The following is a 25,756-nucleotide window of genomic DNA, read 5'->3' as shown; positions in this document are numbered from 1 at the left end:
CCCGATCCGTTTTGTTGGTTTCACGAGGTGCGGCTTAGGCGGCGGCGGATTGGCTCAGCCGGGCTTTGACCTCTTCGTACATTTCAAAATCCGGTCCAAAGGCCTTTTCGAGGTTTTTCAAATCCTTCGCAGACAGCGTTTCAATCAGCTCAGAGGATTTGGTTTTGTGACCAAGGGTGCGACGGGTGTCGACGATCTCCCCCGCAGCTTCTGCACCAAAACAGGTGCCCACAATTTTCTCCATCGCCGCATCCATCTCTTCCACCAGCCCGATGTAATCATAGTCGATCAAATCATAACTGGTTTCTTTGCGTTGAAGCCGCCAATGACGGTCCAGATCCCGTGCGCCCTCATCCTCGGCCAAAAGCGCGATGAATTGTTTGAGGGTGATCGTGCTGTCCTCATCGCGCCCAAGATAGCGCATCAGGCGACCTTTTTCTTTCTCATTGCCGTCGATCTTATCGGCCCAGGCTGAGACCGTGCGACTGATCGGGTCGCGGATCACGGTGAATTTGAACACATCCGGGTCCGCCAAAGCGTCCATAATCATCTGTTCATTCAAGGCCTTCAAACCGCTCATCACCAGATTGGCGGGCGGGGAATGGACCGAATTAAGCGTTTCCATCACGCCGTTTTCCTCGTCCCCCCGCGCCCGTGCCATTTGTCGGATCAAGGTGGCCATCACCGTCGAACAGGCCGCTTTTGAGGTTTTCATGAACAAAAACTTCGACCCCGGCGGGGTAAAGGCCGATAGGTTCGCAGTTTGCAGGAAATGCCGGCGGTGGATGTAATTCGCCATCAGATCGGAGGCGGAAACACCGCCCACGTCGACCGGAACGAACAGGTCGCTGGCATGGTCGCGAATGCGGTCACGGCAAGCGCGAACCAGTTTGTTATCGACTTTGAACTCTTTGGCAACTTGACCAAAAGATTTGTCGCCTTTGAGCGCCTCTAGCCCGATCCGCGCCATGAAGGCCGGATCACCAATCACCAAACCCTGTGCGGGTTCGGCGGGTTTCGCCTTTTCATCTTTGGCGGCACTTTCATCGACCTGCGGTTTATGACGGGTCATGATCGGCGCTTTGGCCGGGTCAATGTCATGTTTGCGCAACAGCGACGCGAGGAAAGATTTCGGGTGCGGTGCACCGCCCTCCTTTTCGATCAAGCGCATCCGCATCCGGCGGCCATAAAGGTGCACGGAGGTGGTTTTGTCAGTGACATAGGGCGACACATCGACGTCACGTTTCAACATGATCCGGCGATCTTTGAAGGTGAACGGATAGAGCACCTCCTGCGGGAAGGCGTATTTTTCCTCACCGGTTTGGTGCAAGAAATGGCTGACCGCATGTGGCCCCCAGACGCCCCACGGCTGTTCCGAGGCGTGGACCGGCGTGCCTTCGGCCTTTTTCTGTTCCAACTCGGCTTGGTATTTCTCGCCATAATAGCTCGGGATCGAAAACTCGTCGGAGGTGAACTCCAACAGCGCCTTCAACGCATCGCTGTCTTTCGGCAGACCCAGCACACCGCCGTTGATGTGTTTTTCGCTTTCCCAGCCAAAATAATGTCCGGTCTCGGTCTCAAATGGGCGCATGCAATAGGCATCGGTGTCGGCCCAGATCACATTGTCGCTTTTTTCCAACATTTTATAGCGGAAGAGATCGGAATGCAGCGCGGGCGAGCCGGTGCGCTCATGTTGCAGGAAATTCGTCTGCGGCAGGAATTCGTTGGCATCGCCAAGCTCGATCCCCTCGGGGACATTTTCAAGCGGGCCATAATGATACAGAACGACCTTATGCCCTGCATCGACAAAGGATTTCAGACAAAGCTGTTCGAGGTAACTCAGCGGACCTTCCATCCACAACGCACCGATCACTGGTAACTGTGCCATTTTTCCCTTCCAGAGCAAAAGACTATCGACTGTGGTGCATATCGCAGAAGCATCCTAAAATACAGTTGAAAACAGAATTGTTTCGAATAGAGAAACAACTGCGGCACCGCCGCACCACTGCAACCCATTTCTACACAAATGCCTCATCTGAGCGCGACACAGGGGGTCGGATCGACACGGACCCAAGACCTTTGGCGGGGCGCGCTTGACTTGGCCGGGACCATATGAGACCACAAAGGCAAGAAAAACAGGGCAGAAACGCCTGACGTTTGACAGGCATCTGGCACAGTGACATTGACGCAGTGTCGAATGACTGAGCGCACATGAGTCACGCGCGGCCTATGCGCCGCAGGTACGGGTAGGTTAAGGTTGAACACACTCGCGATTACATGTCTGCGCGACGAGGGGCCATGGCTTCTGGACTGGCTTTCCCATCATAAAGCCGCCGGGTTCACTCATTTCCTCATCGCCTCACATGACTGTACCGATGGCAGTGATCAGATGCTTGATGCCTTGGACGCGGCGGGTCTCATCACCCATGTGCCTTTTGTGCCCAAGGGCGAGAAATCGGTGCAATGGCAGGCGATGAAACTCCTGTCCAAACACAAACGCTATCAAAACGCCGATTTGGCACTGTTTTTTGATGTCGATGAATATCTGGTGATGCAAGACGCGGGAGCTGTCGCGGAATTGATGCCCGAGACAGCCGACGCAATGCCGTTGCGTTGGCATTTGTTTGGCAACAGCGGCTTTGGCACATGGGATGACGTGCCGGTGCCCGAGCGCTTCACCATGGCCGCCCCCGATGGTATCTCCTTGCCCCTCGCGCATTTTTTCAAGACGCTGCACCGCCCCAAAGCCTTTCGTGACTTGGGCGTGCATCGTCCGAAAAACCGCAAAGACGCCGCGCTTCCCAATTGGGTCTCCGCCAGTGGTGCCGCCCTGCCCGCCTCGTTTTCCGCCGCCCAAGCCCGGATCAACCTGTTCGGCGTGGCGCATGAAAAAGAGCGTGCTTGGCTCAATCATTACTCCGTGCGCTCGATCGAAGAATTCGTGCTGAAATCCGCGCGCGGCCTGCCCAACCATATGCAAAAGCCGATTGGCGCGGGCTATTGGGCGGAACGGAATTTTAACATCACCTCAGACACACGCATCGCCGCCATGCGGCCTGCGGCCCATGCTGTGCGCGCCGAAATGGCCGACTTTGAACCGCTGCATCAGGCCTGTGTTGACGCCCACCGCGCGCGGCTCAAAGCCTTACTGTCGCAGCGCGAGGTGGTGGAACTGATGTGGCAACTGACCCTCATGGGCGGCTCCAACCCGCCCGGCCCAACGCAATTGGCCGCGCATTTGGCGCGTCTCAAAGCCCTGACACCAGAGGCCTGATCCAAGGCATGAGCACCCTCCCCCCCATGACCCACCTCATCACACGCACCCTGACGCATAGCACGCTTGGCCCTGCCACGCTTTTGGCCGCTATTGGGCTTGAGAGCGGCAAGGCGGAATTGTTTTTCAGCCGCAGCACTCAGATGAGCGAGGCGGTGGCGCAGAACCTGTTGCTGGATGCCGAGCTGAAATCCGTGGGCGATGCGCCTTGGATCACCGGAACCGTGCCACCCGAGGGCATTCGTGCCTATTTCCAAGGGACGCTGTGCGAGATCACCCCAATGGCCACAGAGCCTGACCATATGGCCGGGCGCAACGTGGCGTTGGCCACGCGCAATGGCGAGCCTGCGGATGTGGTTCTGGAATGGCTGCGCTACCACGCGGTGCATCAGGGCATGAATGGTGCGGTGATTTTGGACCGTGCTGCTCCGGGCACGGAGGATGGGTTTGCCGAGGCCTTGGCCAAGGGTCTGACCACGCTGAGTGCCGATATGGCGGTGGTTTTGGTGCATTGTGATGTGCCGCTGGGTCATCCTGACCTGCCTTCTGAGACCCACCCCTATGTCACCCCCGGTGCGCCCGGCAAAGACCGGATGGAGGTGCCTGATGCCGATCCATGGAGCGCGCCGTTGGCGGATGTTCTGATCTATGAGATCCTGCGCCATCTGTATTTGCATCAGGCCCGCGCCGTGGCCAATATCGAGGTCTATGACCTGATCCCGCCCGCCCCTGAAGGGTCAGTGTTCGATCTGGCGCAAGAGGCCGAACATGGTGTCGTGCAACTGATCGGCCAGCAATGTTATCCGTGGCGCGTGCGCGACGATGACACCGTGCAGTTTGCCGATCACGTCTGCGTCCAGTTTGATGAGAAAAAGCGGCGGGGGCGGTGGTGTGTGGCCCCAGCCAAACTGCCCGAGGGGGCGGTGTTTCGCCTGGTCCGGGTGGGCGGGGTCGAGCCAACGACGCGCTACGGCTTTTACCGCTACATGGCGCTGCGCCACCTCGCGCCCACCGTATCGCGGATCGTGCCCAAAGCCTCGCTCATTCATGCGCAACCGCTCATCGACATGGCCGCCTCGGAATGGGGGCACAAGCCGATTTTGATGCCTGAAGAGAAAGTCGCCAAACCGCCGCGCGGCGACAATTCGGTGGCGATTGTCACCTGTATGAAAAACGAAGGCCCGTTCATTTTGGAATGGATCGCCTATCACCGCGCCATCGGGGTCGAGGGATTTTTGGTCTACACCAATGATTGCACCGATGGCACCGACACGTTTTTAGAGCTGTTACAGGACAAGGGATATGTCCAACACCGTGACAATAAGTTCCACGACACCGGGCTGAAACCACAACACCACGCCTTGCAAAGTGCCGAAAGCGAAGAGGTGGTGATGGGCGCGGATTGGGCGATTTCGATGGATGTGGATGAGTTCATCAACATCAAAGTCGGGGATGGCACGATGAGCGCGCTGTTTGACGTGGTGCCCGATGCCAACCTGATTTCCTGCACTTGGCGGCTGTTTGGCAATGCCGATGTGCATGAGTATGAGGATGCCTTTTTATTGGCACAGTTTGACCGCTGCGCACCCGAATTTGCCAACAAACCGCATCAGGCTTGGGGCTTTAAAACCCTGTTTAAAAACGTCGGCCTGTTCAAAAAACTTGGCGTGCACCGGCCCAAGGGGCTTAAACCGCAAATCTGGGACAAAATCCGGTGGTACAATGGCTCGGCCAAGCCGATGCCGAAAAACGAGTTTCGCAATGCGTGGCGTTCCAATGCCTCGACCTATGGCTATGACGTGGTGCAGCTCAACCACTATGCCGTGCGCTCGGCCGAAAGCTTTTTGGTCAAACGCGATCGGGGTCGGGTGAACCATGTGGATCGCGACCAAGGGCTGGCCTATTGGTTCCGCATGAACAACAATTACGAACAAGAAACCTCGATTCAGCGGATGATCCCGCGGGTGCAGGCGGAGTTTGACCGCCTGATGGCCGACCCTGACATCCGCGCCCAGCACGAGGCCTGTGTCAAAGCCCACCGCGAGAAAATCGACGCGTTGCGCGCCACCGAAAACTACGCGGCGTTTTACCAAGAGCTGACCGGCTGGCGGATGGAAAAACTGGCCCGGATGCATCGGCATTTTGGCGCGAATGTCTTTCTCAACGGGCCGCAAACCGTCCCCGACGAGATCGTCGCCAAAGACCCCAGTGAGGATTTCTTTTTCACCGTGGACAAAGGGGAGACGGTGCATTGACCGAGACCGATCAAACCGCCGCGCGCAGGCGGGTTCATTTGCATATTGGCGTCCATTTTGCCGGAACCACCCGGATCGTGGAGAGTCTGCGGCAGAACTCGCAAGGCTTTGCCGAACGCGGCATTCGCACGCCGCCCGCGCGTCTCTATCGGCAGGCGATGACCGGGCTTTTGGAGCGCTTGGACGGCTTGCCACCGATTGAGACCGAAGAAATCGAACTTTTGGACGACATTCTTCAGGGCAACACGGCCAAGGCCGTGATTATGGCCGATGCCAATTGGGCCTCGCCCCTGGCCGAGGCGCTTCATTCGGATCGGCTGTACCCGGACATCGGCACACGGGTTGCCCCGATTGCCGAGCTGTTTGAAAGCTCCGATCTGCGCCTGAGCATGGCCCTGCGCAACCCGGCGGCTTTCGTGCAAAGCGCGCAGGATTCAGGCAAGGCACGCGGGGCCACGAACGCGTTTTTGCGCAACGTCCAGCCGGAAACCCTGCGCTGGTGTGACACGGTGGATGCGCTGCGCAGCGCCCTGCCCAACGTGCCCTTGACGCTGTGGTGCGAAGAGGACACGCCGCTGATCTGGCCGCGGGTGATGCGTCAGATCGCAGGATTGCCAAAAGACGCGACATTGCGCGGCGGCTTCGCCGCCCTGCGCGATCTGATCCAACCGGAGGGGCTCAAACGGCTTCAGGTGTTTTTGGCCGGACATCCGCCCGAAACCGACGCCCAATATGAGCGCACGGTTTTGGCGTTCTTGGACAAATACGGCAAAGAAGACGCGCTTGATGAACCCTGTGATTTGCCGGGCTGGGATGCAAACGTGATCGACACGGTCACACAACACTACGAAGACGACATCGCGGCGCTGTCCGCCCGCGATGACATCACATTCATTGCGCCCGCATCTATGGCAGGGTAGCGGCGGCCTCTGGGCTTAGAGCGCTTTGACGGCAGCAGCGCGGATGGCGCGGATGTTGTCGCCGTAGGGCGCGGGATTGCTCACCGAGCCGCCTTTGAACACCGCAGACCCGGCCACAAGCGCATCTGCGCCCGCCGCAACCATCAGAGGCGCGGTGGTCGGATCAATGCCGCCATCAATCTCGATGTGGATCGGCCGATCGCCAATCATCGCGCGCAGTTTGCGCACTTTTTCAACTTGAGAGTGGATGAATTTCTGTCCGCCAAAACCCGGATTCACCGTCATCACGCACACCAGATCGACCATGTCCAAAAGGTAATCAACCACCTCAACCGGCGTACCGGGATTGAGCGCCAGACCAGCCTTTGCGCCTGCCCCCCGGATGGCTTGCAACGTGCGGTGAATGTGCGGACCAGCCTCGACATGGGCGGTGATGATGTCAGCGCCCGCCTCGGCGAACGCGTCGATATAGGGGTCAACCGGAGAGATCATCAAATGCACGTCCATCACGGTCTTGATATGCGGACGGATCGCTTTGCACATCGCCGGCCCAAAGGTCAGGTTCGGGACGAAATGCCCATCCATCACATCGACATGAATCCAATCGGCACCCTCGGCCTCAACCGCTTCGATTTCACGGCCAAAATTGGCGAAATCAGCGGCGAGAATGGAGGGGGCAATTTTCACGGAACGGTCGAAAACAGTGTCGGTCATCAGGGCGATTCCTCAGGGTGGTCTATGCTTGACCGTGCCCTTACCCGGTTTAGGCCGCGCTGTCACCCGAAGAGCGCCATGCTCGCGAATGCAGCAAAACCACGATCGCATCGCGAAATTTTGATGACGTAGCTGAATTTCATGCGGTTCAAAGACGGTCTTGTGTTAGATCTTGGACATGACGACAGCGAAACTGATCCCGATCGAAACCGCGACCAAAGACATTTGGGCCAAGGACATTTTAGCCAAGGGCGAGGAATTTCATTTTTCCCGCTCGGTTCTCGCGCGCACCCGCCCAAAAGCGCTCCACAATCAAGATTTTTACGAGTTGTTTTGGTTGCACAACGGTCGCGCCCGCGTGGTGACCCAAGAGTCCCGTCTTGCGCTGAACGAAGGTGACATCGTATTTTTGGCGCCGGGTCATCCGCACGGGCTGCAAGGGGTCGGCGAGGAAAGCCATATCGTCAATGTCATCTTGCGAAAGCGCCGGATCAAAGATCTCATGCAGCGCTTTCCAGAGGTTGCACAGGTGTTTCCCGGCCCCGGTGCCGCCCCGATTGTGATCCACCGCGACATGCGGCATTTGTCGCGCCTTTCGGCTGCGGCCAAGGCGCTGGACGCCGCCCCACGCACGACGCTCTACCTCGAAGCCTTTCTTTTGCCTTTGATCGCAGAACTGGCCAGTGAAGCGCGGGACCAAAGCGTCGCCCTGCCGGTTTGGCTCAATGAGGCCATGATCGCGGCGGAGAAACCAGAGGTGTTTCGTGATGGCGCTTCCGGGCTGGTGGCGCAATGTGGCAAAGCCCACGCCCATGTCGCGCGCACGATGCAGGCCTCTTTGGGGATGACACCTTCGGACTTCGTCAATGGGCTGCGCATGGATTATGCTGCTCGGCAATTGCGCGGCACGCCGGATTCGCTCTCTGAGATTTCTGAGGAAATCGGCATCCAAAACATGAGCCATTTTCATCGGCTGTTTCGCCTGCGTTTTGGTATGACGCCGCGGCAATATCGGGTGAAACACCAAAAAGGCATTGCTCAGCCCATTTGACCAACTGGTCAATGATTGCCAAATCCCTCCGCACATGCCAGCTTGCGGGGAAGCAAGGACGGAGCTTTCCATGGGCACACCCGAAATGACCAAAGCTGACACCAATGTGGCCACCTCAGGCACGCATCTGCCGCAAATTCATGAACCGCGCAATCCGGGCATGGCACTGGATCTGGATGTGATCCGGGGCGTTCAGGCCAACACGTCGGCGATTGAACGGCGGTGTGCCACCCTGCCCGGGCGGCGCTCTGTCAAAAAAGATCACCAAGCGGCGTGGCTTTTGAAAGCGATCACCATGATCGACCTGACCACCTTGGCGGGCGATGACACGCCCGGACGGGTCAAACGGCTTTGCGCCAAGGCCGCCCACCCGGTGCGCGCGGATATTCTGGACGCGCTTGGCATGGGCCCCGTGACCACCGGCGCGGTTTGCGTGTATCACGAAATGGTCGACACGGCGGTCAAGGCCCTGGACGGCACCGGCATCCCGGTCGCCGCCGTCTCCACCGGCTTTCCGGCGGGCCTATCGCCCTATCATTTGCGGGTCAAAGAGATCGAGGAAAGCGTCAAGGCCGGGGCAAAAGAGATCGACATCGTGATTTCGCGTCGCCATGTTTTGACCGGGAATTGGCAGGCGCTCTATGATGAAATGCGCGAGTTTCGCGCCACCTGTGGCGAGGCCCATGTCAAAGCGATTTTGGCCACTGGCGAGTTGGGATCGCTGCGCAATGTCGCGCGCGCATCTCAGGTCTGCATGATGGCCGGGGCCGATTTCATCAAAACCTCAACCGGCAAGGAAAGCGTCAACGCCACCCTGCCCGTCTCCCTCGTGATGATCCGCGCGATCCGCGATTACCACGCCCGCACCGGCTACCGCGTCGGCTACAAACCGGCGGGCGGGATTTCCAAGGCCAAAGACGCTTTGGTCTACCTGTCCTTGATCAAAGAAGAGCTGGGCAATCATTGGCTCTCGCCGCATCTGTTCCGCTTTGGCGCCTCCTCGCTTTTGGGCGACATTGAGCGCCAGTTGGAACATCATGTGACGGGTCACTATTCGGCGGGCTACCGCCATGCCATTGGTTAAGCGCCCGCGAGAAGGATCAAAAAAATGACCGTAAAAGAGATTTTCGAGACCATGGACTATGGCGCAGCGCCGGAATCGGCGGCGGAGGCTTTGGCGTGGCTGGTGGATGGCGGCGATCGGTTTGGCCATTTCATTGATGGCAAAATGACCGCGCCTGCAACCGCGCCCGGCGAGGTGTTTTTGGCGAAAAACCCGGCGACGGGCGAGGTGCTTGCGCATCTGAGCCAAGCCTCTTTGGGCGAGGTGGACATGGCCGTGACGGCGGCGCGCAAAGCCCAAGCCAAATGGGAAAAGCGCGGCGGCAAAGCCCGCGCCAAGGTGCTTTATGCCCTCGCGCGTTTGGTGCAAAAACACGCGCGGCTCTTTGCGGTATTGGAAACGCTGGACAACGGCAAACCGATCCGCGAAAGCCGGGACATCGACGTGGCTTTGGTGGCGCGGCATTTCTATTATCATGCGGGCATGGCGCAGGTGATGGATGAGGAAATGCCGGGACGCGAAGCGCTTGGCGTGTGCGGTCAGATCATCCCGTGGAACTTCCCGCTGTTGATGCTGGCGTGGAAAGTCGCACCCGCGATTGCCATGGGCAACACGGTGGTGTTGAAACCGGCTGAATACACCTCGCTCACCGCGCTTTTGTTTGCGCAGATCTGCCAAGAGGCCGGTGTGCCGAAAGGCGTGGTCAATATTGTGACCGGCGACGGGGCCGTGGGCGAAATGATCGTCACGCATCCCGGCATCGACAAAATCGCTTTTACCGGGTCGACCGCCGTCGGACGTCGCATCCGTCAAGTCACCGCCGGATCGGGCAAATCGCTGACCTTGGAGCTGGGCGGAAAATCCCCCTATATCGTCTTTGAAGATGCCGACATCGACAGCGCCATCGAAGGGCTGGTCGACGCGATTTTCTTTAACCAAGGGCAGGTCTGTTGCGCAGGTTCGCGGCTTTTGGTGCAAGAGGGCATTGCCGAGGATTTCCACGCCCGCCTGATCGCACGGATGTCAAAACTGCGCATCGGCAACCCGTTGGACAAATGCATCGACGTTGGTGCCATTGTCGATCCGAAACAGTTGGAGCGGATCGAAACACTGATCGCTCAGGGCGGCATGGAGGGCACGGTCCATCAACCCTGCCCCGCGCCCGAGGGCTGTTATTACCCGCCGACCTTGATCACGGGATTGCACCCCTCAGCCAAGCTGATGCAGGAGGAAATCTTTGGTCCGGTGTTGGTGTCCACGACCTTCCGCACGCCCGAAGAGGCGGTGCAGGTCGCCAACAACACCCGCTTTGGTCTGGCCGCCTCGGTGTGGTCCGAGAACATCAATCTGGCGCTTGATATTGCGCCTAAACTGGTTGCAGGCGTGGTCTGGGTCAACGGGTCGAACATGTTCGATGCGGCCGCTGGATTTGGCGGTGTGCGCGAAAGCGGGTTTGGCCGCGAGGGCGGTTGGGAGGGCCTGATGGCCTACACCAAACCCAAGGGCAAGCTCAGTGCCGTGAAGCCCGCGATGCCCCATATGAAACCCGACACGGTGGAGGTTCTGGGCCTTGATCGCACCGCAAAACTCTACATCGGTGGCAAACAGGCGCGGCCTGACAGTGGCTATTCGCAAGCGGTCTATGCGCCCAAAGGCACGCTTTTGGGTCATGCCTCGCTGGCCTCGCGCAAAGACATCCGCAACGCGGTGGAAGCGGCGCAGGGGGCGAAAGGCTGGACCAAAGCCACGGCGCACAGCCGCGCCCAAGTGCTCTATTTCATTGGGGAAAACCTATCCGCACGGGCGGATGAATTCGCCCAGCGCATTCGCGAGTTGACCAGCACACCTGAGACAAAAGCCAAAGAAGAAGTGGCGCAGGCCATCGACACATTGTTCACCTTTGCCGCTTGGGCCGATAAGCTCGACGGGGCGGCCAAACCCGTGCCGATGCGCGGCGTGGCCTTGGCGATGAACGAGGCCGTGGGTGTGATTGGGGCGTTTTGTGATGACCGGCCTTTGGGCGGGTTGATCGACGTCATCGCCCCGGCCATCGCCATGGGCAACCGTGTGGTCGCGGTCGCGTCAGAGGCCTATCCACTGGCCGCGACCGATTTTTATCAGGTGCTCGACACTTCGGATGTGCCTGCGGGCGTGGTCAACATTCTCACCGGATCGCATAGCGAGTTGGCGAAACCGATGGCGGGTCACATGGATATTGAGGCGGTGTGGTCGTTTTCCTCTGCGGATATTTCCAAAACGATCGAATTGGAAAGTGCCGGGAACCTCAAACGCACGTGGGTCAACTTTGGTCAAACACGGACCTATGCGGCACGCGATTGGTTGGCACAGGCGACTGACATCAAAACGATTTGGGTGCCTTACGGCGAATAACGCAACATGAAAACGAGACATGAAAAAGGGGCCAGATGGCCCCTTTTTCTTTAGCGTTTCTTGAACCAGCCTTTGACCTTATCGACGGCATTGTCCTTTTTCTCATCCATTGCATCCCACGCGTCTTCGACATCCTCGACCAGCGGATCAATCGTGCGCTCGCGGAACTGCGCCAGCATCCGCCAGATCAACAACAGCACCACGGCAAGGAACGTCAGGATGATGATGTTGACCCATGGCACGATGGTTGCGTCAGGGCCAGACACCGGCTTGATCCCCATCGCATTGGGGAACAGCGACAAGACCTCGGACCGCCAGCCATAATGGGTCACAGAGACCCATTCCGGGTTGTCCTTATTGGAAATCGCGTCATTGGCTTCGGTGTAAAGGTTCGCCGTGTCGAATTTGAAATAGGGCGGCCAGCCCCAGCCGGTGTCCTCATTGCGATACACAATGGATTTGCCATTCGGGCGCACCGCCTGAATGAATTGCACATCGCGGTTTTGCGTCGTGGTCGAGCCATTGTCCGGCGCTTGCCAGAACATCGAGGTCCAGCCGGAAATATCCTGACGCTCCTCATAGGTGTTCACAATCCGCACGATGTCATGCTGCGGCAGGGTGTAATGTAGAAAGCCCCCCACCAGCAAAACGATCAGAGCGATCAGGGTCCATTTGACGTAGCGCATCGGGGCCGTCCTTACATAAAATTGGTCACGTAGAAGATCACACAAAAGGCAATCAGCGGTAGGATATAGACGAGCAACAAAAGCTTTGGCCGGAACGAGCGTTCATACTCTTTGATCCCCTCCTCCACATAAGCGTCCCTGTCGCCAATGGAACCCTCCTGCGCCCATTCGTCCTCTAATCTTTCGCGGGTCAGCGAGCGGACATAGATGGTCAAAAGGCCGTAAAGCAGGCTCAAAAGCACGAGACCGATCACCAAGAAACGCAGGAAACCAACCATATTTGTCTCTCCTGTCCGAGAACGCGCCAATCCGGCACAGTGCCGTGCAGCCCCTATTCAAGGCTCTGTTTAACGGGCTTCGGGCAAAAGCGCGAGGGGCTTTGATCCTCTGCCGGCAAGGCGCGTGCCGTTACGGTACGTCGTCCTGGGCGGGCAAACGCATCCCCTCCTCGGCCTTAATCCGTTCGATCCGGCGCGCGAGACTGAGCCAAGCCAAAAGCATCAAAGGCCCCCAAACAAGGATGGCAAGCCCGGCGCGGCGGGCCAAAAAGGCGACCACCTGTTGCGGATGCTCTGACAAAACCTGCCAAAGCGGTTTGCCCTCGGCCTGATAGAGCACCGCAAACAGCGCGCCACTTAGCCCAAATAAAAAGAGAGCGCTGAGCAGAACCGACAGCACCAAGCGCCGTTGCGAGCGCGTCCCTTTCGGCGTCACCACAAAAGGAATCGCCAGTGCCGCCGCACCGATCAGCACCACAGGAAGCACCACAGCGACAAAAAAACCGCCACTCTCGCCAAAATGCTCCATCTGTTTCTCCTCTCGCGCATCCTCTCGCGCATTGCACCATGGACCAATCCATAAGCCTAACCCGACAGTCCCAAACAAAGAATGGACGCCTGCGGTGCCTGAACCTCATAGCTGACGCCTGCGCCTTATTCTTCCCCCTTGCCAGAAGTCAATGGAGACGCTTAGCTTTATACATAGTTTGTAGGAGGGACCAATCATGTACCGTTTCACGAGAATACTCACGACCACGGCCTTGCTCACCACCATGGCCACCGGCGCTTTTGCCGACGAGGTCACAGACACGCTTGAAAGTGCGCTTAAGGCCTATGGCGACGGCGATGTCACCTATGCGCTCGAAGAGCTCGACTACGCCAAACAATTGCTCAAAGAAATGCAATCCGGCGCGCTGTCCGACTTTTTCCCCGCCGCGCCCGACGGCTGGACCGTAGAGGATGACGCTGACACGGTCGCTGGCTATGCCATGATGGGCGGCGGAACGGCCGCGGCGAAACGGTATTCCAATGCGGAGGGCGAGCGGTTCACCATGACCATTGTGGTCGATAGCCCGATGATCGGGATGATGGGCGGGATGTTGCAAAACGCTGGGGCGATGGGCCTGAAAACCACCCGAGTGGGGCGCGAAAAATTCGTCGATCAGGATGGCACCTTATCGGCGCTGATCGAGGGTCGCGTTTTGGTTCAGGTCGAAGGCGGCGCGCAAGATGTGATCGTTCCGATGCTCGAACAGATCAATTTCCGCGAGCTTGGCCGGTTCGGCTACTAACACAGAGGCCCCCGAGACATTGAGGTGAGGCGGGAGACACCGCCTCACTCTGCCTTACATCTGCGCCCGAATGACCTGAGCGAGACGCGCGATGCCCTCTTCGATTTTCCCCGCAGGCGACATCGAAAAATTCAGCCGCAGCGTGTTGGTGTTTGAGCCATCGGCAAAAAACGCGGCCCCCGGCACGAAAGCCACATTGGAGTTCAACGCCTGTTTCAACAGCTCGGCCCCGTCCATGCCTGTGGGCAAGGTGACCCACACAAACATCCCACCCGCAGGTTCGGTCCAGGACACACCCTCGGGCATATGTGCCTTGAGTGACGTCAACATCGCCTGAAGCCGTGCGCCGTAAACGCCGCGCAGGGTGTCAACATGGGTGTCAAACACCGCGCGCGCCACTTCGGCGACGGCGATCTGGTTGATCGTCGCAGTTTGCAGATCCGCCGCCTGTTTGGTCAGCACCAATTGCGAAATGACGGGTTTGGCCGCCACGGCCCAGCCGACCCGCAAACCGGGCGCTAGCGTTTTGGAAAAAGAGCCAAGATAGATCGTGCGACAGGCGTTGATGTCGCCGGTCTCCTGGATCTCAAGCGCCAAGATCGGCGGGAGGTCGTCGCCGCAATAGCGCAGCGATTGGTAGGCGGCATCTTCGACAATGGCACATTCCAACGCCTGTGCCTGTGCCAATATCGCCCGGCGGTCTTCAACCGAAAGCGTCACCCCGGTGGGGTTGGCAAAATCCGGCGACAGATAGGAAAATTTGACTTTGCCGCCGTTTTGCTCAGCTGTCGCAATCACATCTTGCGGCGTGCGATTGTCCGCCGGGTCAAGTCGATCATAGACCGGCTCATACGCGTTAAACGCCCCAAGCGCGCCGAGATAGGTCGGCCAGCCGACCATCACCGTGTCGTCTTTGTCGATGAACACTTTGCCCAGATAATCCAACGCCTGTTGCGATCCAGCGGTGATCAGAATGTTGTCGCGTTCGCACGACACACCAAGCCGCCCCATATAGCCCACGATCCAATCGCGCAGCGGTGTGTAGCCCTCAGAGGTGGCGTATTGCAGCGACACCCCCGCCGCATGGACATCCGTGGCCTTGGCCATCGCCGCCGCGAAGGCTTCGCGCGGGAAATAGGCCGGATCAGGGATGCCGCCGGCAAAAGAGATGATATCGGGTTGATCCAAAAGCTTCAAAAGCTCGCGGATTTCCGAGGCTTTCATCCGGGATGTGCGACTGGCGAAAAGCGATGACAGACTCATGAGGGACCTCCATTGCTCTGTATCTCGCTCTCCGTCGCATTTAAGTCAACACCGCTGACATGAATAGTGATCCGCATTCGCGCACAAGACAGAGATGCATCCATGCACAGAGCACGATCAGAGTCGCGTTTCACAAAACTGAAACACAAACGTCACGAACACGATACCAAGGCGCGCCACACCGCGTGGGACTGAAAACCCCGAGGGATCTATGATGAAAAAGCACCTGTTGCTGGCGGCCTCCGGCCTTGCGCTCTGCGCCACTGCGGCCAATGCCGAGATGAATTTCAACCGCATCGCGTCTTTTGCGACGCCGAACAATATGGCTGAGGGCGAAGATCACGCCCGCCCCACTTCCGCCGAAATCATCGGCGCCTCCGAGGATGGCATGACGCTTGTCTACACCGATAGCCCGCTCGGTGTGATCGGATTGATCGACATCACCGATCCGAAGAACCCGATGCCCAAAGGCAATGTCGACATGGGCGGCGAGCCGACCTCCGTGACCGTGATCGGCAACACCGCCTTTGTCGCCGTCAACACCTCTGAAAGCTATGTCAAACCGTCTGGCAAACTGGTCTCCGTGAACATGGCTGACGGCACCATCACCGGCACTTGTGATCTGGGCGGGCAGCCGGATTCAACCGCGCATGATGCCGCTGGCAGCTTTGTTGTCATCGCAATCGAGAACGAGCGTGACGAAGACGCAGGCGACGGCCGCATCGGTCAAATGCCCGCAGGTTGGGTGTCCACAGTCTCCGTGGCGGCTGATCTGGCCGAGTGTGCAACCCTGAAAACCATTGATGTGACGGGCCTCGCCGAAATCGGCGCTGACGATCCCGAGCCCGAATTTGTAGACGTGAACGGGTTGAACGAAACCGTCGTTACGATGCAAGAAAACAACGAAATGGTTGTGATCGACGCCAATGGCGACGTGATCTCTCACTTCTCGGCAGGTGCCGTGGATCTGGTCCGCATTGACACCAAAGACGAGCGCGCCTCGCTTGATTTCACCGGCGAACAAATGGGCCGTTTGCGCGAACCTGATGGGGTCCAGTGGCTCGACGACGATCACTTTATGATCGCCAACGAAGGCGACATGGACGGCGGATCACGCTCTGTTACCGTGTTCAAAAAAGACGGCACATTGGTGTGGGAATCAAATTCCGAATTTGAAACGCCGATCATTCAGTCCGGCCATTACCCGGACAAACGCTCCGACGCCAAAGGCGCGGAACCTGAGGGCATGGAAGTCGCCACATTCGGTGATAAAACCTACGCTTTCATTCTGGCCGAACGGGCCTCCACGATCTCTGTCTATGATGTGACCGATGCGGCCAACCCGGTGTTCAAACAGCTCCTGCCCTCCGGCATCGCGCCCGAAGGCGTGATCGCTATCCCGGCGCGCAATCTGTTTGTGACCGCCAACGAAGCCGATCTGATCGAAGATGGCGGCGTGCGGTCGCATGTCATGGTCTATGAGTACCAAGACGCACCGGCCCAGTACCCGACATTGACCTCTGCGGGGGCCGATGAGTTGATCGGCTGGGGCGCAATCTCCGGCATGGTTGCGGATGAGGACGGCATGATCTACGCCGTCAACGACAGCTTTTATAGCTATCAGCCGACCATTTTCAAAATCGACCCCTCTTCCAAACCGGCGAAAATCGTCGATGCGATCCGGGTGACCCGTGGCAATGGCGATGCAGCACAGAAACTCGACATGGAAGGCATCACTCTGGATGGCAAAGGCGGTTTTTGGGTTGCGTCCGAGGGCCGCACCGACCGCGTGACACCGCATGCGATTTACAACGTGAACGCCAAGGGCGAGATCAAAAAAGAGATCGGCCTGCCAGCAGAATTGCTGACCTATGAGACCCGTTTTGGCTTTGAAGGCATCACCAAGGTCGGTGACACGCTTTGGATGCCGGTTCAGCGCGAGTGGAAAGATGACGCGAAACACAGCGTCAAACTGGTCGCCTATAATCTTGAGACCGAGGAATGGGGCGCTGTGTCCTATCCGCTGGCAACCCCGGACACAGGTTGGGTTGGCCTGTCCGAGCTGGTCGCGCATGGCGATTATTTCTACGTCATTGAACGCGACAATCAGATCGGCGCGGATGCCAAGATCAAAAAGATCTACCGCATCCCGGCCGCCGAAATGGTGCCCGCGCCGCTTGGCTCTGAACTGCCTGTCGTGTCGAAAGAAGAGGTTCGTGACCTGATCCCGGATCTGAAATCCTTTGGCGGCTATGTGGTCGATAAGGTCGAAGGCCTTGCCATCACCACAGACGGCGAAATGTTCGTGTCCACCGACAATGACGGTGTGGATGACAGCTCGGGTGAGACGTTCTTCTGGTCCATCGGCAAGATGTAAATCATCGCCTGTAAGATACGGAAACGCCCGCCAAATGGCGGGCGTTTTTGTTTGAGGATGTAGACCAAGAAGCCGATTAGACCTCGACGGTCTCCTGTGCATCTTCGATCACCTTGGTCTCCACGGTATTGGGCCCGGCGATTTCAATTTGGCGCGGTTTCAGCGCCTCTGGCACTTCGCGCTGAAGCTCGATGTGCAACATGCCATTCACATGCGACGCGCCCGTCACCTTGACGTGATCGGCAAGTTGGAACCGGCGCTCAAAGGCGCGGGTGGCAATGCCGCGATGCAGATAGGTTTTGGCCTTTTCGTCCTCACCATCGGCTTTGCGCGCGGCAATGATCAACGCATTGTGGCGCTGTTCAATGGTGATGTCTTCGGTTGAAAACCCGGCAACAGCCAGCGAAATACGCCAACCATCATCGGCGGTTTTTTCAATATTATAAGGCGGGTAGCTTGGCTGAGCGACCTCTTGGGTCAGAACGCGGTCCATCATATCCGCGATTTGGTCAAAGCCAACAGTGGCCCGGTACAGGGGGGCAAGATCAAAGTTACGCATGGGTATCCTCCAGTGAGCGAATCCAAATGTTAAGCCTTCCTTAAGGCCAAAAGGCCGGGACAGGCGAAGGGCCGGACCCTATTTAGGCGTCCGACCCAACAAATTTGGGGATGAAGGAAAGAGGTTTCAAGGGGCGGATCAATGCCCACTCAGTACCCGACGACACCGACCACAAATTCAGTATCTGTCAGCTCGGGCACCGGGCCTGCATCGCCTGCATCGGCCTTTTTAAACGTGCTGTGCCCGCTGGAGGCCAGTTTCAACAGGTCGCCCAAAGCACCATCAAGCGAGGTGCCGACCGAAACCTTTTGGCCGTGATATTGCGCCTTGGCGGAGATCACCGACACGATGCGCGGACGCGGGCCCGACATGTCGAAAATCGGTGCCCCGGAGGAGCCAAAATCAACGTCACAAGACGTGACCAAAACACCACCCTGACGCGCCATCACATGACAGCTTGCCTGCAAAGACGGGGTTTCGGCGCGGTCATGGGCGTAGGAGACCACGCCCACAGCCTGGCCTTTTTCAGGGCGGGCGGCGGTCGGAAAAGGTATCACAGAACCGTCGCGCACAGGGCGGTCCAATTCGATCAGAGCAATGTCATTGACCAACCGATCATGGCGGTCTCCGGTGGAGATGGAAAAGCTGGGATGAACATAGATGGCACGAGCCGTGCGGTAGGCCTGAGCCGAGCCATTGCGCCAACCCGCCTTAAAGGTCACGTCACTGGGCGCATGGGGTTTGTGCGAATAGATGTCGAACATACAATGCGCCGCCGTCAGCACCAGAGTTTCGGTGATCAAAGAGCCGGTGCAAAAGCTGCGCCCGGCAAAATCGAGACGTCCGACGGCTTCCCATCCGCGACTGTCATCCCCGGTCCGAAAGGCCTTAAGTGCGCTATCGGCCTGTGCCTGCCCCACCGTGAGGAGCAGAAAGACGACTGTCAGTAAATATTTCATTGTAGGTCCCATTCCCTGTTCGCCCCCAGCGGTAATGGGACTTCAGGGCGGGATTATGGCCGATTCGAGAACAATTTGGGCGGTTTTTGGCCGCCTGTTGCCCAATCGAGCAATTCAACCGTGTGCACCACAGGCACATCCATGCCCGATCCCAACTGTATCATGCAGCCGATATTGCCCGCAGCCACGACATCTGGTGTCTTCTCCGACAGTGTTTTGATTTTCCGGGCTTTCAAATTTTTTGAAATTTCAGGCTGCAAAAGGTTGTAGGTGCCCGCCGATCCGCAACACAAATGGCCATCGCGCGGCTCGACCACCTCGAATCCCACCCGTTTCAAAAGGTCCTTGGGGTAGGCTTTGATCTGTTGGCCGTGTTGCAACGAACAGGCGGCATGATAGGCGACTTTCAGGTCTTGTTTGCCCGCAGGCAGGTCGAGTTGCATCAAGACCTCAGAGACATCTTTGGCCAAAGCGGCGATCTGGGCCGCATCTTCTGCCATGTCTGAGCTGCGAAACATATGGCCGTAGTCTTTCACCGTGGTGCCACAGCCCGAGGTGTTGATCACAATCGCATCCAACCCCTCGCTCGCGATTTCCGCCATCCAAGCGCGGATGTTTTTGGCTGCCGCCCTGTGGCTTTCGGCCTCTTTGCCCATGTGATGGGTCAGCGCCCCACAACAGCCCGCGCCTTTGGCCACGACGACCTCACAGCCGAACCGGGTCAACAGCCGGATCGTGGCATCGTTGATATCGGTATCGAGCGCCTTTTGCGCACAGCCCGTCATCAAAGCCACCCGCATTTTGCGCGCACCGTTCGCGGGAAACACCTGTGCATCATCATTGCGCGACACGGGCGGGATAACCTTTGGTGCCATCTCCAACATCGCTTTCAGGCGCGGGTCGGGCAATAGATGCCGCAACGGTTTGGCAATTTTGGCCCCCAAAAGCGCGACACGAAACCGGTTCGGATAGGGAATGATCCGCGCCAAAGTCCAGCGCAGCAGCCGATCCATCAACGGACGTTTGTAGGTTTTTTCCACATGCACCCGCGCATGATCAATCAGATGCATATAATGCACCCCCGACGGGCAGGTCGTCATACAGGCCAGACAGGACAGGCAACGATCCAAATGTTTGACCGTGCGCGCATCGGCGGGCCGGTCGTTTTCCAACATATCCTTGATCAGATAAATCCGCCCGCGCGGGCTATCCAACTCATCGCCCAAGACCGCATAGGTCGGACAGGTTGCGGTACAAAATCCGCAATGCACACAGGACCGCAAGATCTCATTGGCGCGCGCAATGCCGGGATCAGAGAGCTGTTCGGGCGTAAAAGTCGTCTGCATCAGCCCATCATCCTTGGGTTAAATTTTTGCTCTGGATCGAATGTTTGACGCAACCCTTGGGACAGCCGCGCCACGATGGTGTTCTCCGGCGGGAACACCCCAAGCCTGCGCTTGGTCTCATCGCTGGCGCGCACCAAACTGGCGTGACCTTGGCCCATCTTGGCCCGCACATCTGTGCCCGCAAACGTCAACAGCCATAGCCGTCCGCCGCCCCAATCATAGATCACATCCAAAGGCGCGATTGCGGCCACCAAAGCGGGCGCTGTCGAGGGCGTCACCGACAGCCGCCAGACATCGCCGGGCACGCCCACAAACCGCGTCACATCGCGAATCGCGCCCCATGTCGCTTCACTCTGCGCGGCCTCCCACTCTACGGCAGCCTCACCCAGATCAGACAGCCGGGTTTGCAACGCCTCCACCCGGTATCGCACCGCGCCCTCAATCCCTTCAAGCCGTAAAAGCGTGCGCGCAGGCGTGCCATCCGCAGCTTGGCGGAGATGCGCGGCACCCGTAATGTCAAAAGGCGTGCCCAAAGCGCGTGACATCGTGTTGACCGCCTCCGCCTCCGTTTGACCTTCAAAGATCAATGTTGCGGTGGTTTCCGGGATTGGCTGGGTCTTGAGGCTCACTTCGGTCAAAACCCCAAGCGTGCCTTGGCTCCCCGCCATCAGCTTTACCAGATCAAGCCCAGTGACATTTTTCATCACCCGCCCACCGTTCTTGACGATCTCGCCCCGCCCATCGACAAAGCGCACGCCGAGACAGGCATCCCGACAGGCCCCAACGGCGACACGACGCGGACCAGAGGCATTGGATGCGACCATCCCGCCGATGCTGCGCGCGCCTTCGCGACCGAGCAATGGCCCCAAATCAGACGGCTCAAACGCCACTCTTTGATGCTCTTCTGCAAGCCGTACGCTCACTGCATCAACGGACATCCCGGCGGAGACCACAAGCGTCAGTGCGCCCGGGTCATAGTCGAACTGTGTGCCGGTCCAGCGCAAGCGATCTCCCTCGGCCAATCCAATCCGGCTTGTGCCGCCGCCCGCGACCACAAACGGCCCTCCCGTGCGGATCACGTCGGCAAGCTGCGCCTCACTGTCACAGGATATGTCTTGTGCCGTAGTCAAAATACTCATTGCCCACCCCTCCGATCCGCACTCGCCGCGAGTGGAAAAACCTTCGCCGGGTTCAAAATCCACGCCGGATCAAACACATCCTTTACCGCCATTTGCGCCTCCAAATCGGCGAGCGCAAATTGATGCGTCATCAGATCGCGCTTCTCAACCCCCACGCCATGTTCACCGGTCAAACAGCCGCCCACATCGACGCAGAGCTTCAAAATCTCCGCGCCCAACGCCTCAGCGCTTTCCAATTGGCCGGGCTCATTGGCGTTGAACAGGATCAGCGGGTGCATATTGCCATCGCCCGCATGAAACACATTGCCGACCATGTGACCTGCGGCGTCCGACAGCTCGCCAATGCGTTTGAGCACCAAGGGCAGCGCGCCCACCGGGATCGTGCCATCTAGACAAATGTAATCGCCCATCTGTCCCATCGCACCAAAGGCGGATTTGCGCCCCAGCCAAATCCGTGCGCTTTCCTCCGGGTCTTGGCTTTCGCGAATCTCAACCGGATTGTGGCGTTTGGCGATGGTGGTGATGCGGGCCAGTTGGTCTGAAATCTCTTGCGGCGACCCTTCAACTTCGATGATCAAAAGCGCCTCGCAATCGGGGTATCCCGCCTTGGCAAAACTTTCTGTGGCGCGAATAATCGGCCGGTCCATGAACTCAATCGCCACCGGGATCAGACCCGATTTGATGATGTCGGCGACACAGGCCCCCGCGACCTCGTTGCTGTCAAACCCGATCAACACAGGCCGCGCGCCTTCGGGTTTGGGCAAAATGCGCAGGGTCGCCTCGGTGACAATCCCAAGTTGTCCTTCAGAGCCGCAAATCACCCCCAAAAGATCAAGCCCGCCCGCATCCATATGCGCGCCGCCGATCTCGACCACCTCACCATCGGCCAAAACCAGGGTGACGCCCAAAAGATTGTTCGTCGTGACGCCATATTTGAGGCAATGCGCGCCACCGGAATTCATCGCGATATTGCCAGCAATGGCACAGGCCAATTGGCTTGAGGGATCGGGCGCGTAGAAAAACCCGTCGCTTTCGACCGCCGCCGTCACCGAGAGATTGGTCATCCCGGTTTGCACCCGGATATAGCGATCGCTGGTGTTGATCTCAATCACCTCGCGCAGCCGCGCCACCCCAAGGATCACACAATCCGCCGTTGGCAAAGCCCCCCCCGCAAGCGACGTTCCTGCGCCCCGCGGCACCACCGGCACGCCCATGTCATGACAAATGCGCAGGATGGCGGCGACCTCTTCGGTCGTGCTGGGCAACACAGCCACCAAAGGCGCGCAGCGATAGGCGGTCAGCGCGTCACATTCATAGGCCCGCACCTCCTCGGGCGCGTCAATCACCGCGTCAGACGGCAGAACCGCGCGAAGGCGCGCCACAAGCTTTGGCTTTTGCGCAAGGAGTTCGGGATTCGGGGTCGGCATCTCCATGGTCGTCTCCTCACTTTCATTGGTAAGTTTTTATAACCAATTTATCCACCTGACAAGTCTACAAGCTTTGCGTATTGCTGTGATATGGAACTGATGGATCATCTCAAATTTTTCACGTCCCTCGATGCCCTCGCCGTCGGCTATTTGCTGATGGCGTGGTTCGTGATTGGCCATGTCATCGAACGCCCGTTGGGATCGCGTATCTCGACCTCTGTTTTGGTGGCCAATTACCGAAGACAGTGGATGATTCAGATGATCACCCGCCAGCCGCGCATCTTTGATGCGACGATTTTGGGCACCCTGCGTGAGGGCACATCGTTTTTTGCCTCCGCCTGCCTGATTGCCATCGGCGGCGGCTTGGCGGCGATCTCGAACGCGAAAAAATTGAGTGACGTGGCTCAAAACCTGGCGCTCGATGCGCCTGAAATTATTTGGGAAGTCAAAATTCTGTTGGCCCTGCTGTTCATCACCAGCGCCTTTTTAAAATTCATCTGGTCCAATCGGCTGTTTGGCTATTGCGGCGTGGTCATGGCCTCAGTGCCCAATGATCCAAACGACCCTTTGACGCTGCACCGCGCACAAAAGGCCGGAGATTTGAACATCACAGCGGCGCGCGCCTTTAACGGTGGCTTGCGCGGCATTTATTTCGCGCTTGGCTCGCTTGGATGGCTGCTTGGCCCCGTCGGATTGCTGATCAGCACAACGCTCACCCTGTTCATCCTGTTGCGCCGCGAATTCGCCTCCACCTCGCGCGAAATTTTACTGCGCGACGAAGGTTGATGCCTTTTCAAAGGCGTGGTCACCTGAGGTAAGCCGAATGGGTGCACGGAGCGCACCAGATCCCGATGCAATAAAGAGTGAATGATGCGGCACATGGCTGCTTTACGGCCAATGTTTCGAATGCTGCTCAGTGGTCGAGCGGCAGGTATGCGCAGGGAGGGGCTTTGCAAAGAGACCATAACGCACGCTATGTTGCGGAGGTTATTCGAATGAAGGAATTCTAGTTTATGTCCGAGAGCGTTTTCCAAGTACCAGGATGGCAATGCCCGGTTCATGGCGGATTTGGCAACCTGAACCGATGCCCTTGGCCGGAGTGCAAGCACGGCGTCGATGGGCATAGCGTAGAAGTTCGCAATATAGCCAGGGGGGAGACGACCGAAACTTTTCATAGGGTCATTTGGATTGGTCTGGACAGAGACGAATACTATGACTGGCAGACCGGAAAGCTACCAAATTGGTTTAGTATTGGCCGAGCTTACAGCTATTTTGCAAACAAGATCAACGAGAGCGCAAGACCTAATCAGATGTTCCACTATACATCTCCGGATGGCGCTCTTGCTATCCTTCAGTCCGGGCGCATGCGTTTTACGGACTATTCCTATCTGAACGATACGCGAGAGATTACCCACGGCCTTGATGTTGTTCGCTTTGTACTGGAAGATGAGACACGTGTCGCTGGCTCGCCCGCGTTAACCGATCTGAAGGCGCATCTGGCTGACATAGAGCCCTTCTCTCACTACAACATATATACGACTTCCTTTTCGTCGGATCCTGACAGTCTGAGCCAATTTCGTCTCTATGGCCCCGTAGCGCTGGGATTTGAAGCGAACCCAAATGGCTTCGGTTTCTTCAAGGGCGAAATAAATTTTGACCGTGTTGTCTATGACCCAGAAAAACAGGAGCGGCTGATCCGAACCTTTTTAAATCTCTTGAAGCAAAGTGAAGACAAAGACGCAGCATTGATCAAAAGTGATGCATCAAAAAAAGTCACGCCAGACTATCTGACTAGGGTGTGAACCCAATTCCTTGTCTTGCTGAAATGGGCTCTTCATGATTCATCTGCGGAAAACAGGTGCATGATGGCGAGATTTGATCTGAGCGACGAAGAATGGGCTGCAATCCGGCCTCATTTACCCAAACAAGGGCGCGGTCCGCAGCGCAAGGATGACAGAACAGTCTTGAATGGCATTTTCTATGTTCTGCGCACGGGGGCGCCGTGGCGCGATCTGCCGGACCGGTATGGCCCGCGCACGACTGTTTACAACCGCTATGTCCGCTGGGGTGAGCGCGGGATTTGGCAAGGGATATTTGATGTGCTGGCGACGGAATGTGAGGACGCGCTGATCTTCATTGATAGTTCAATCGTCAAGGCACACCGGGCGGCAGCAGGCTCAAAAGGGGGGAGTTGGCGCAAGGTATTGGACGCTCACGCGGCGGTCGCGGCAGCAAGGTTCACGTCGCCGTAGACCATCGCGGCCTGCCTCTACGGTTCGCGATTACAGGCGCACAAAGGCATGATAGCAAGGTATTTGGTTCATTTGTCGGCTGGCAAAAACAGCCGACAGCTATCGTCGCAGACAAAGCCTATGGCTCAAAAGCCATCCGCCAAACCATCGCTGACGAAGGCGCATTGGCAGTGATCCCATCCAAGTCAAACGCCCGCATCCACATCCCACATGACCCCGACATCTACGCCCAGCGAAACCTTGTAGAGCGGTTCTTCTGCCGCATGAAAGACATGCGAAGGCTAACAACGAGATACGAAAAGTTGAAACGCAACTTCCTGTCGATGGTCCATATCTTTGCAATCAGATGTTGGCTGAATTGAGTCCACACCCTAGTCTCTGCTGGAATCTATATCGCAACTTATCCAATAGCTATGTCCGCTTCGGGCTGGGAGCAGTCATTGCTAGCTGTGGAGTGAATGCCCGCTCCGTCCGCATACCAGACCTTCACACCCCTGCGCGGCGGATGGT

Annotated in this window: 21 protein-coding genes and 1 pseudogene; 11 read left to right on the top strand and 11 right to left on the bottom strand. The window is 57.8% G+C overall.

Annotation, left to right across the window (positions count from 1 at the left end; translation table 11 throughout):
* Positions 1 to 34: 34 nt before the first annotated feature.
* Positions 35 to 1,888 carry a sulfotransferase family 2 domain-containing protein gene (locus DA792_RS20590; protein ID WP_107722444.1) on the bottom strand — a complete coding sequence of 618 codons (1,854 nt, stop codon included), beginning with the start codon at positions 1,886 to 1,888 and terminating at the stop codon, positions 35 to 37.
* 369 nt (positions 1,889 to 2,257) lie between these two features.
* On the opposite strand from DA792_RS20590, the gene DA792_RS20585 reads away from it, so the two are divergent.
* From DA792_RS20585 to DA792_RS20575, 3 genes are read left to right on the top strand one after another with little or no spacing between them, the layout of a single operon-like run.
* A complete protein-coding gene (locus DA792_RS20585) occupies positions 2,258 to 3,274 on the top strand; it encodes a glycosyltransferase family 2 protein (protein WP_107722443.1) in 1,017 nt (338 codons plus the stop codon).
* Positions 3,275 to 3,300: 26 nt separating this feature from the next.
* On the top strand, positions 3,301 to 5,529 hold the full coding sequence (locus DA792_RS20580; RefSeq protein WP_254679332.1) for a glycosyltransferase family 2 protein: 2,229 nt from the start codon (positions 3,301 to 3,303) through the stop codon (positions 5,527 to 5,529).
* Positions 5,526 to 6,449, top strand: coding sequence for a hypothetical protein (locus DA792_RS20575; protein ID WP_107722441.1), 924 nt, complete (start codon positions 5,526 to 5,528; stop codon positions 6,447 to 6,449). The genes DA792_RS20580 and DA792_RS20575 overlap by 4 nt, the downstream gene beginning before the upstream one ends.
* A gap of 15 nt (positions 6,450 to 6,464) precedes the next feature.
* Here the strand turns inward: DA792_RS20575 and rpe are convergent, their stop codons facing one another.
* Entirely contained in the window at positions 6,465 to 7,163 is a 699-nt protein-coding gene (rpe, locus tag DA792_RS20570; RefSeq protein WP_107722440.1) for a ribulose-phosphate 3-epimerase, read from the bottom strand.
* Positions 7,164 to 7,341: 178 nt separating this feature from the next.
* Between rpe and DA792_RS20565 the strand changes: the two genes are divergently transcribed.
* The 3 genes from DA792_RS20565 to DA792_RS20555 all read left to right on the top strand — a co-directional run bounded on the left by DA792_RS20565 (position 7,342) and on the right by DA792_RS20555 (position 11,668).
* On the top strand, positions 7,342 to 8,214 hold the full coding sequence (locus tag DA792_RS20565; RefSeq protein ID WP_107722439.1) for a helix-turn-helix domain-containing protein: 873 nt from the start codon (positions 7,342 to 7,344) through the stop codon (positions 8,212 to 8,214).
* Between the two features lie 70 nt (positions 8,215 to 8,284).
* Positions 8,285 to 9,298, top strand: coding sequence for a deoxyribose-phosphate aldolase (gene deoC / locus DA792_RS20560; RefSeq protein WP_199908102.1), 1,014 nt, complete (start codon positions 8,285 to 8,287; stop codon positions 9,296 to 9,298).
* A 24-nt stretch (positions 9,299 to 9,322) separates the two neighbouring features.
* A complete protein-coding gene (locus DA792_RS20555; protein ID WP_107722438.1) occupies positions 9,323 to 11,668 on the top strand; it encodes an aldehyde dehydrogenase family protein in 2,346 nt (781 codons plus the stop codon).
* Positions 11,669 to 11,718: 50 nt separating this feature from the next.
* Here DA792_RS20555 and DA792_RS20550 read toward each other — a convergent pair whose 3' ends face one another.
* The 3 genes from DA792_RS20550 to DA792_RS20540 all read right to left on the bottom strand — a co-directional run bounded on the left by DA792_RS20550 (position 11,719) and on the right by DA792_RS20540 (position 13,161).
* Positions 11,719 to 12,354: a DUF1523 family protein gene (locus DA792_RS20550; RefSeq protein WP_107722437.1), complete on the bottom strand. Its 636-nt coding sequence runs from the start codon at positions 12,352 to 12,354 to the stop codon at positions 11,719 to 11,721.
* 11 nt (positions 12,355 to 12,365) lie between these two features.
* Positions 12,366 to 12,632 carry a hypothetical protein gene (locus tag DA792_RS20545; RefSeq protein WP_107722436.1) on the bottom strand — a complete coding sequence of 89 codons (267 nt, stop codon included), beginning with the start codon at positions 12,630 to 12,632 and terminating at the stop codon, positions 12,366 to 12,368.
* A 130-nt stretch (positions 12,633 to 12,762) separates the two neighbouring features.
* On the bottom strand, positions 12,763 to 13,161 hold the full coding sequence (locus tag DA792_RS20540) for a hypothetical protein (protein WP_107722435.1): 399 nt from the start codon (positions 13,159 to 13,161) through the stop codon (positions 12,763 to 12,765).
* A gap of 196 nt (positions 13,162 to 13,357) precedes the next feature.
* Here DA792_RS20540 and DA792_RS20535 point away from each other — a divergent pair, with 196 nt between their 5' ends.
* Complete coding sequence (locus DA792_RS20535; protein WP_107722434.1) at positions 13,358 to 13,924, top strand: hypothetical protein; 567 nt, start codon at positions 13,358 to 13,360, stop codon at positions 13,922 to 13,924.
* Between the two features lie 54 nt (positions 13,925 to 13,978).
* On the opposite strand, the gene DA792_RS20530 is transcribed toward DA792_RS20535, so the two are convergent.
* On the bottom strand, positions 13,979 to 15,187 hold the full coding sequence (locus DA792_RS20530; protein WP_107722433.1) for a PLP-dependent aminotransferase family protein: 1,209 nt from the start codon (positions 15,185 to 15,187) through the stop codon (positions 13,979 to 13,981).
* Positions 15,188 to 15,401: 214 nt separating this feature from the next.
* Between DA792_RS20530 and DA792_RS20525 the strand changes: the two genes are divergently transcribed.
* Positions 15,402 to 17,564 (top strand): esterase-like activity of phytase family protein, encoded by a 2,163-nt coding sequence (locus DA792_RS20525; RefSeq protein WP_107722432.1) that lies wholly within the window; start codon positions 15,402 to 15,404, stop codon positions 17,562 to 17,564.
* A 76-nt stretch (positions 17,565 to 17,640) separates the two neighbouring features.
* Here the strand turns inward: DA792_RS20525 and DA792_RS20520 are convergent, their stop codons facing one another.
* The 5 genes from DA792_RS20520 to DA792_RS20500 all read right to left on the bottom strand — a co-directional run bounded on the left by DA792_RS20520 (position 17,641) and on the right by DA792_RS20500 (position 23,000).
* Positions 17,641 to 18,123: an Hsp20 family protein gene (locus tag DA792_RS20520; protein WP_107722431.1), complete on the bottom strand. Its 483-nt coding sequence runs from the start codon at positions 18,121 to 18,123 to the stop codon at positions 17,641 to 17,643.
* Between the two features lie 149 nt (positions 18,124 to 18,272).
* The gene (locus DA792_RS20515) at positions 18,273 to 19,082 is read right to left on the bottom strand and encodes a trypsin-like serine peptidase (protein ID WP_107722430.1); all 810 of its coding nucleotides are present in this window, start codon (positions 19,080 to 19,082) and stop codon (positions 18,273 to 18,275) included.
* A 53-nt stretch (positions 19,083 to 19,135) separates the two neighbouring features.
* Positions 19,136 to 20,428: a glycolate oxidase subunit GlcF gene (glcF, locus tag DA792_RS20510; protein ID WP_107722429.1), complete on the bottom strand. Its 1,293-nt coding sequence runs from the start codon at positions 20,426 to 20,428 to the stop codon at positions 19,136 to 19,138.
* Positions 20,428 to 21,567, bottom strand: a complete 1,140-nt coding sequence (locus tag DA792_RS20505) for an FAD-binding protein (RefSeq protein ID WP_107722428.1) — start codon at positions 21,565 to 21,567, stop codon at positions 20,428 to 20,430. Before DA792_RS20505 ends, glcF begins: the two co-directional genes overlap by 1 nt.
* Positions 21,564 to 23,000, bottom strand: a complete 1,437-nt coding sequence (locus tag DA792_RS20500) for an FAD-linked oxidase C-terminal domain-containing protein (protein ID WP_107722427.1) — start codon at positions 22,998 to 23,000, stop codon at positions 21,564 to 21,566. The genes DA792_RS20505 and DA792_RS20500 overlap by 4 nt, the downstream gene beginning before the upstream one ends.
* 93 nt (positions 23,001 to 23,093) lie before the next feature.
* On the opposite strand from DA792_RS20500, the gene DA792_RS20495 reads away from it, so the two are divergent.
* The 3 genes and pseudogenes from DA792_RS20495 to DA792_RS23350 all read left to right on the top strand — a co-directional run.
* Positions 23,094 to 23,780: a DUF599 domain-containing protein gene (locus DA792_RS20495; RefSeq protein WP_107722806.1), complete on the top strand. Its 687-nt coding sequence runs from the start codon at positions 23,094 to 23,096 to the stop codon at positions 23,778 to 23,780.
* 227 nt (positions 23,781 to 24,007) lie between these two features.
* Positions 24,008 to 24,796: a hypothetical protein gene (locus DA792_RS20490; protein ID WP_107722426.1), complete on the top strand. Its 789-nt coding sequence runs from the start codon at positions 24,008 to 24,010 to the stop codon at positions 24,794 to 24,796.
* 90 nt (positions 24,797 to 24,886) lie between these two features.
* A pseudogene (locus tag DA792_RS23350) lies at positions 24,887 to 25,608 on the top strand (IS5 family transposase); the annotation flags it as partial.
* Positions 25,609 to 25,756: the final 148 nt, after the last annotated feature.

This window comes from Celeribacter baekdonensis, assembly GCF_003047105.1.
Classification (GTDB): Bacteria; Pseudomonadota; Alphaproteobacteria; order Rhodobacterales; family Rhodobacteraceae; genus Celeribacter; species Celeribacter baekdonensis_B.
The sequence above is the reverse complement of the archived record's forward strand: the minus strand, read 5'-3'. Positions and strand labels throughout refer to the sequence as shown.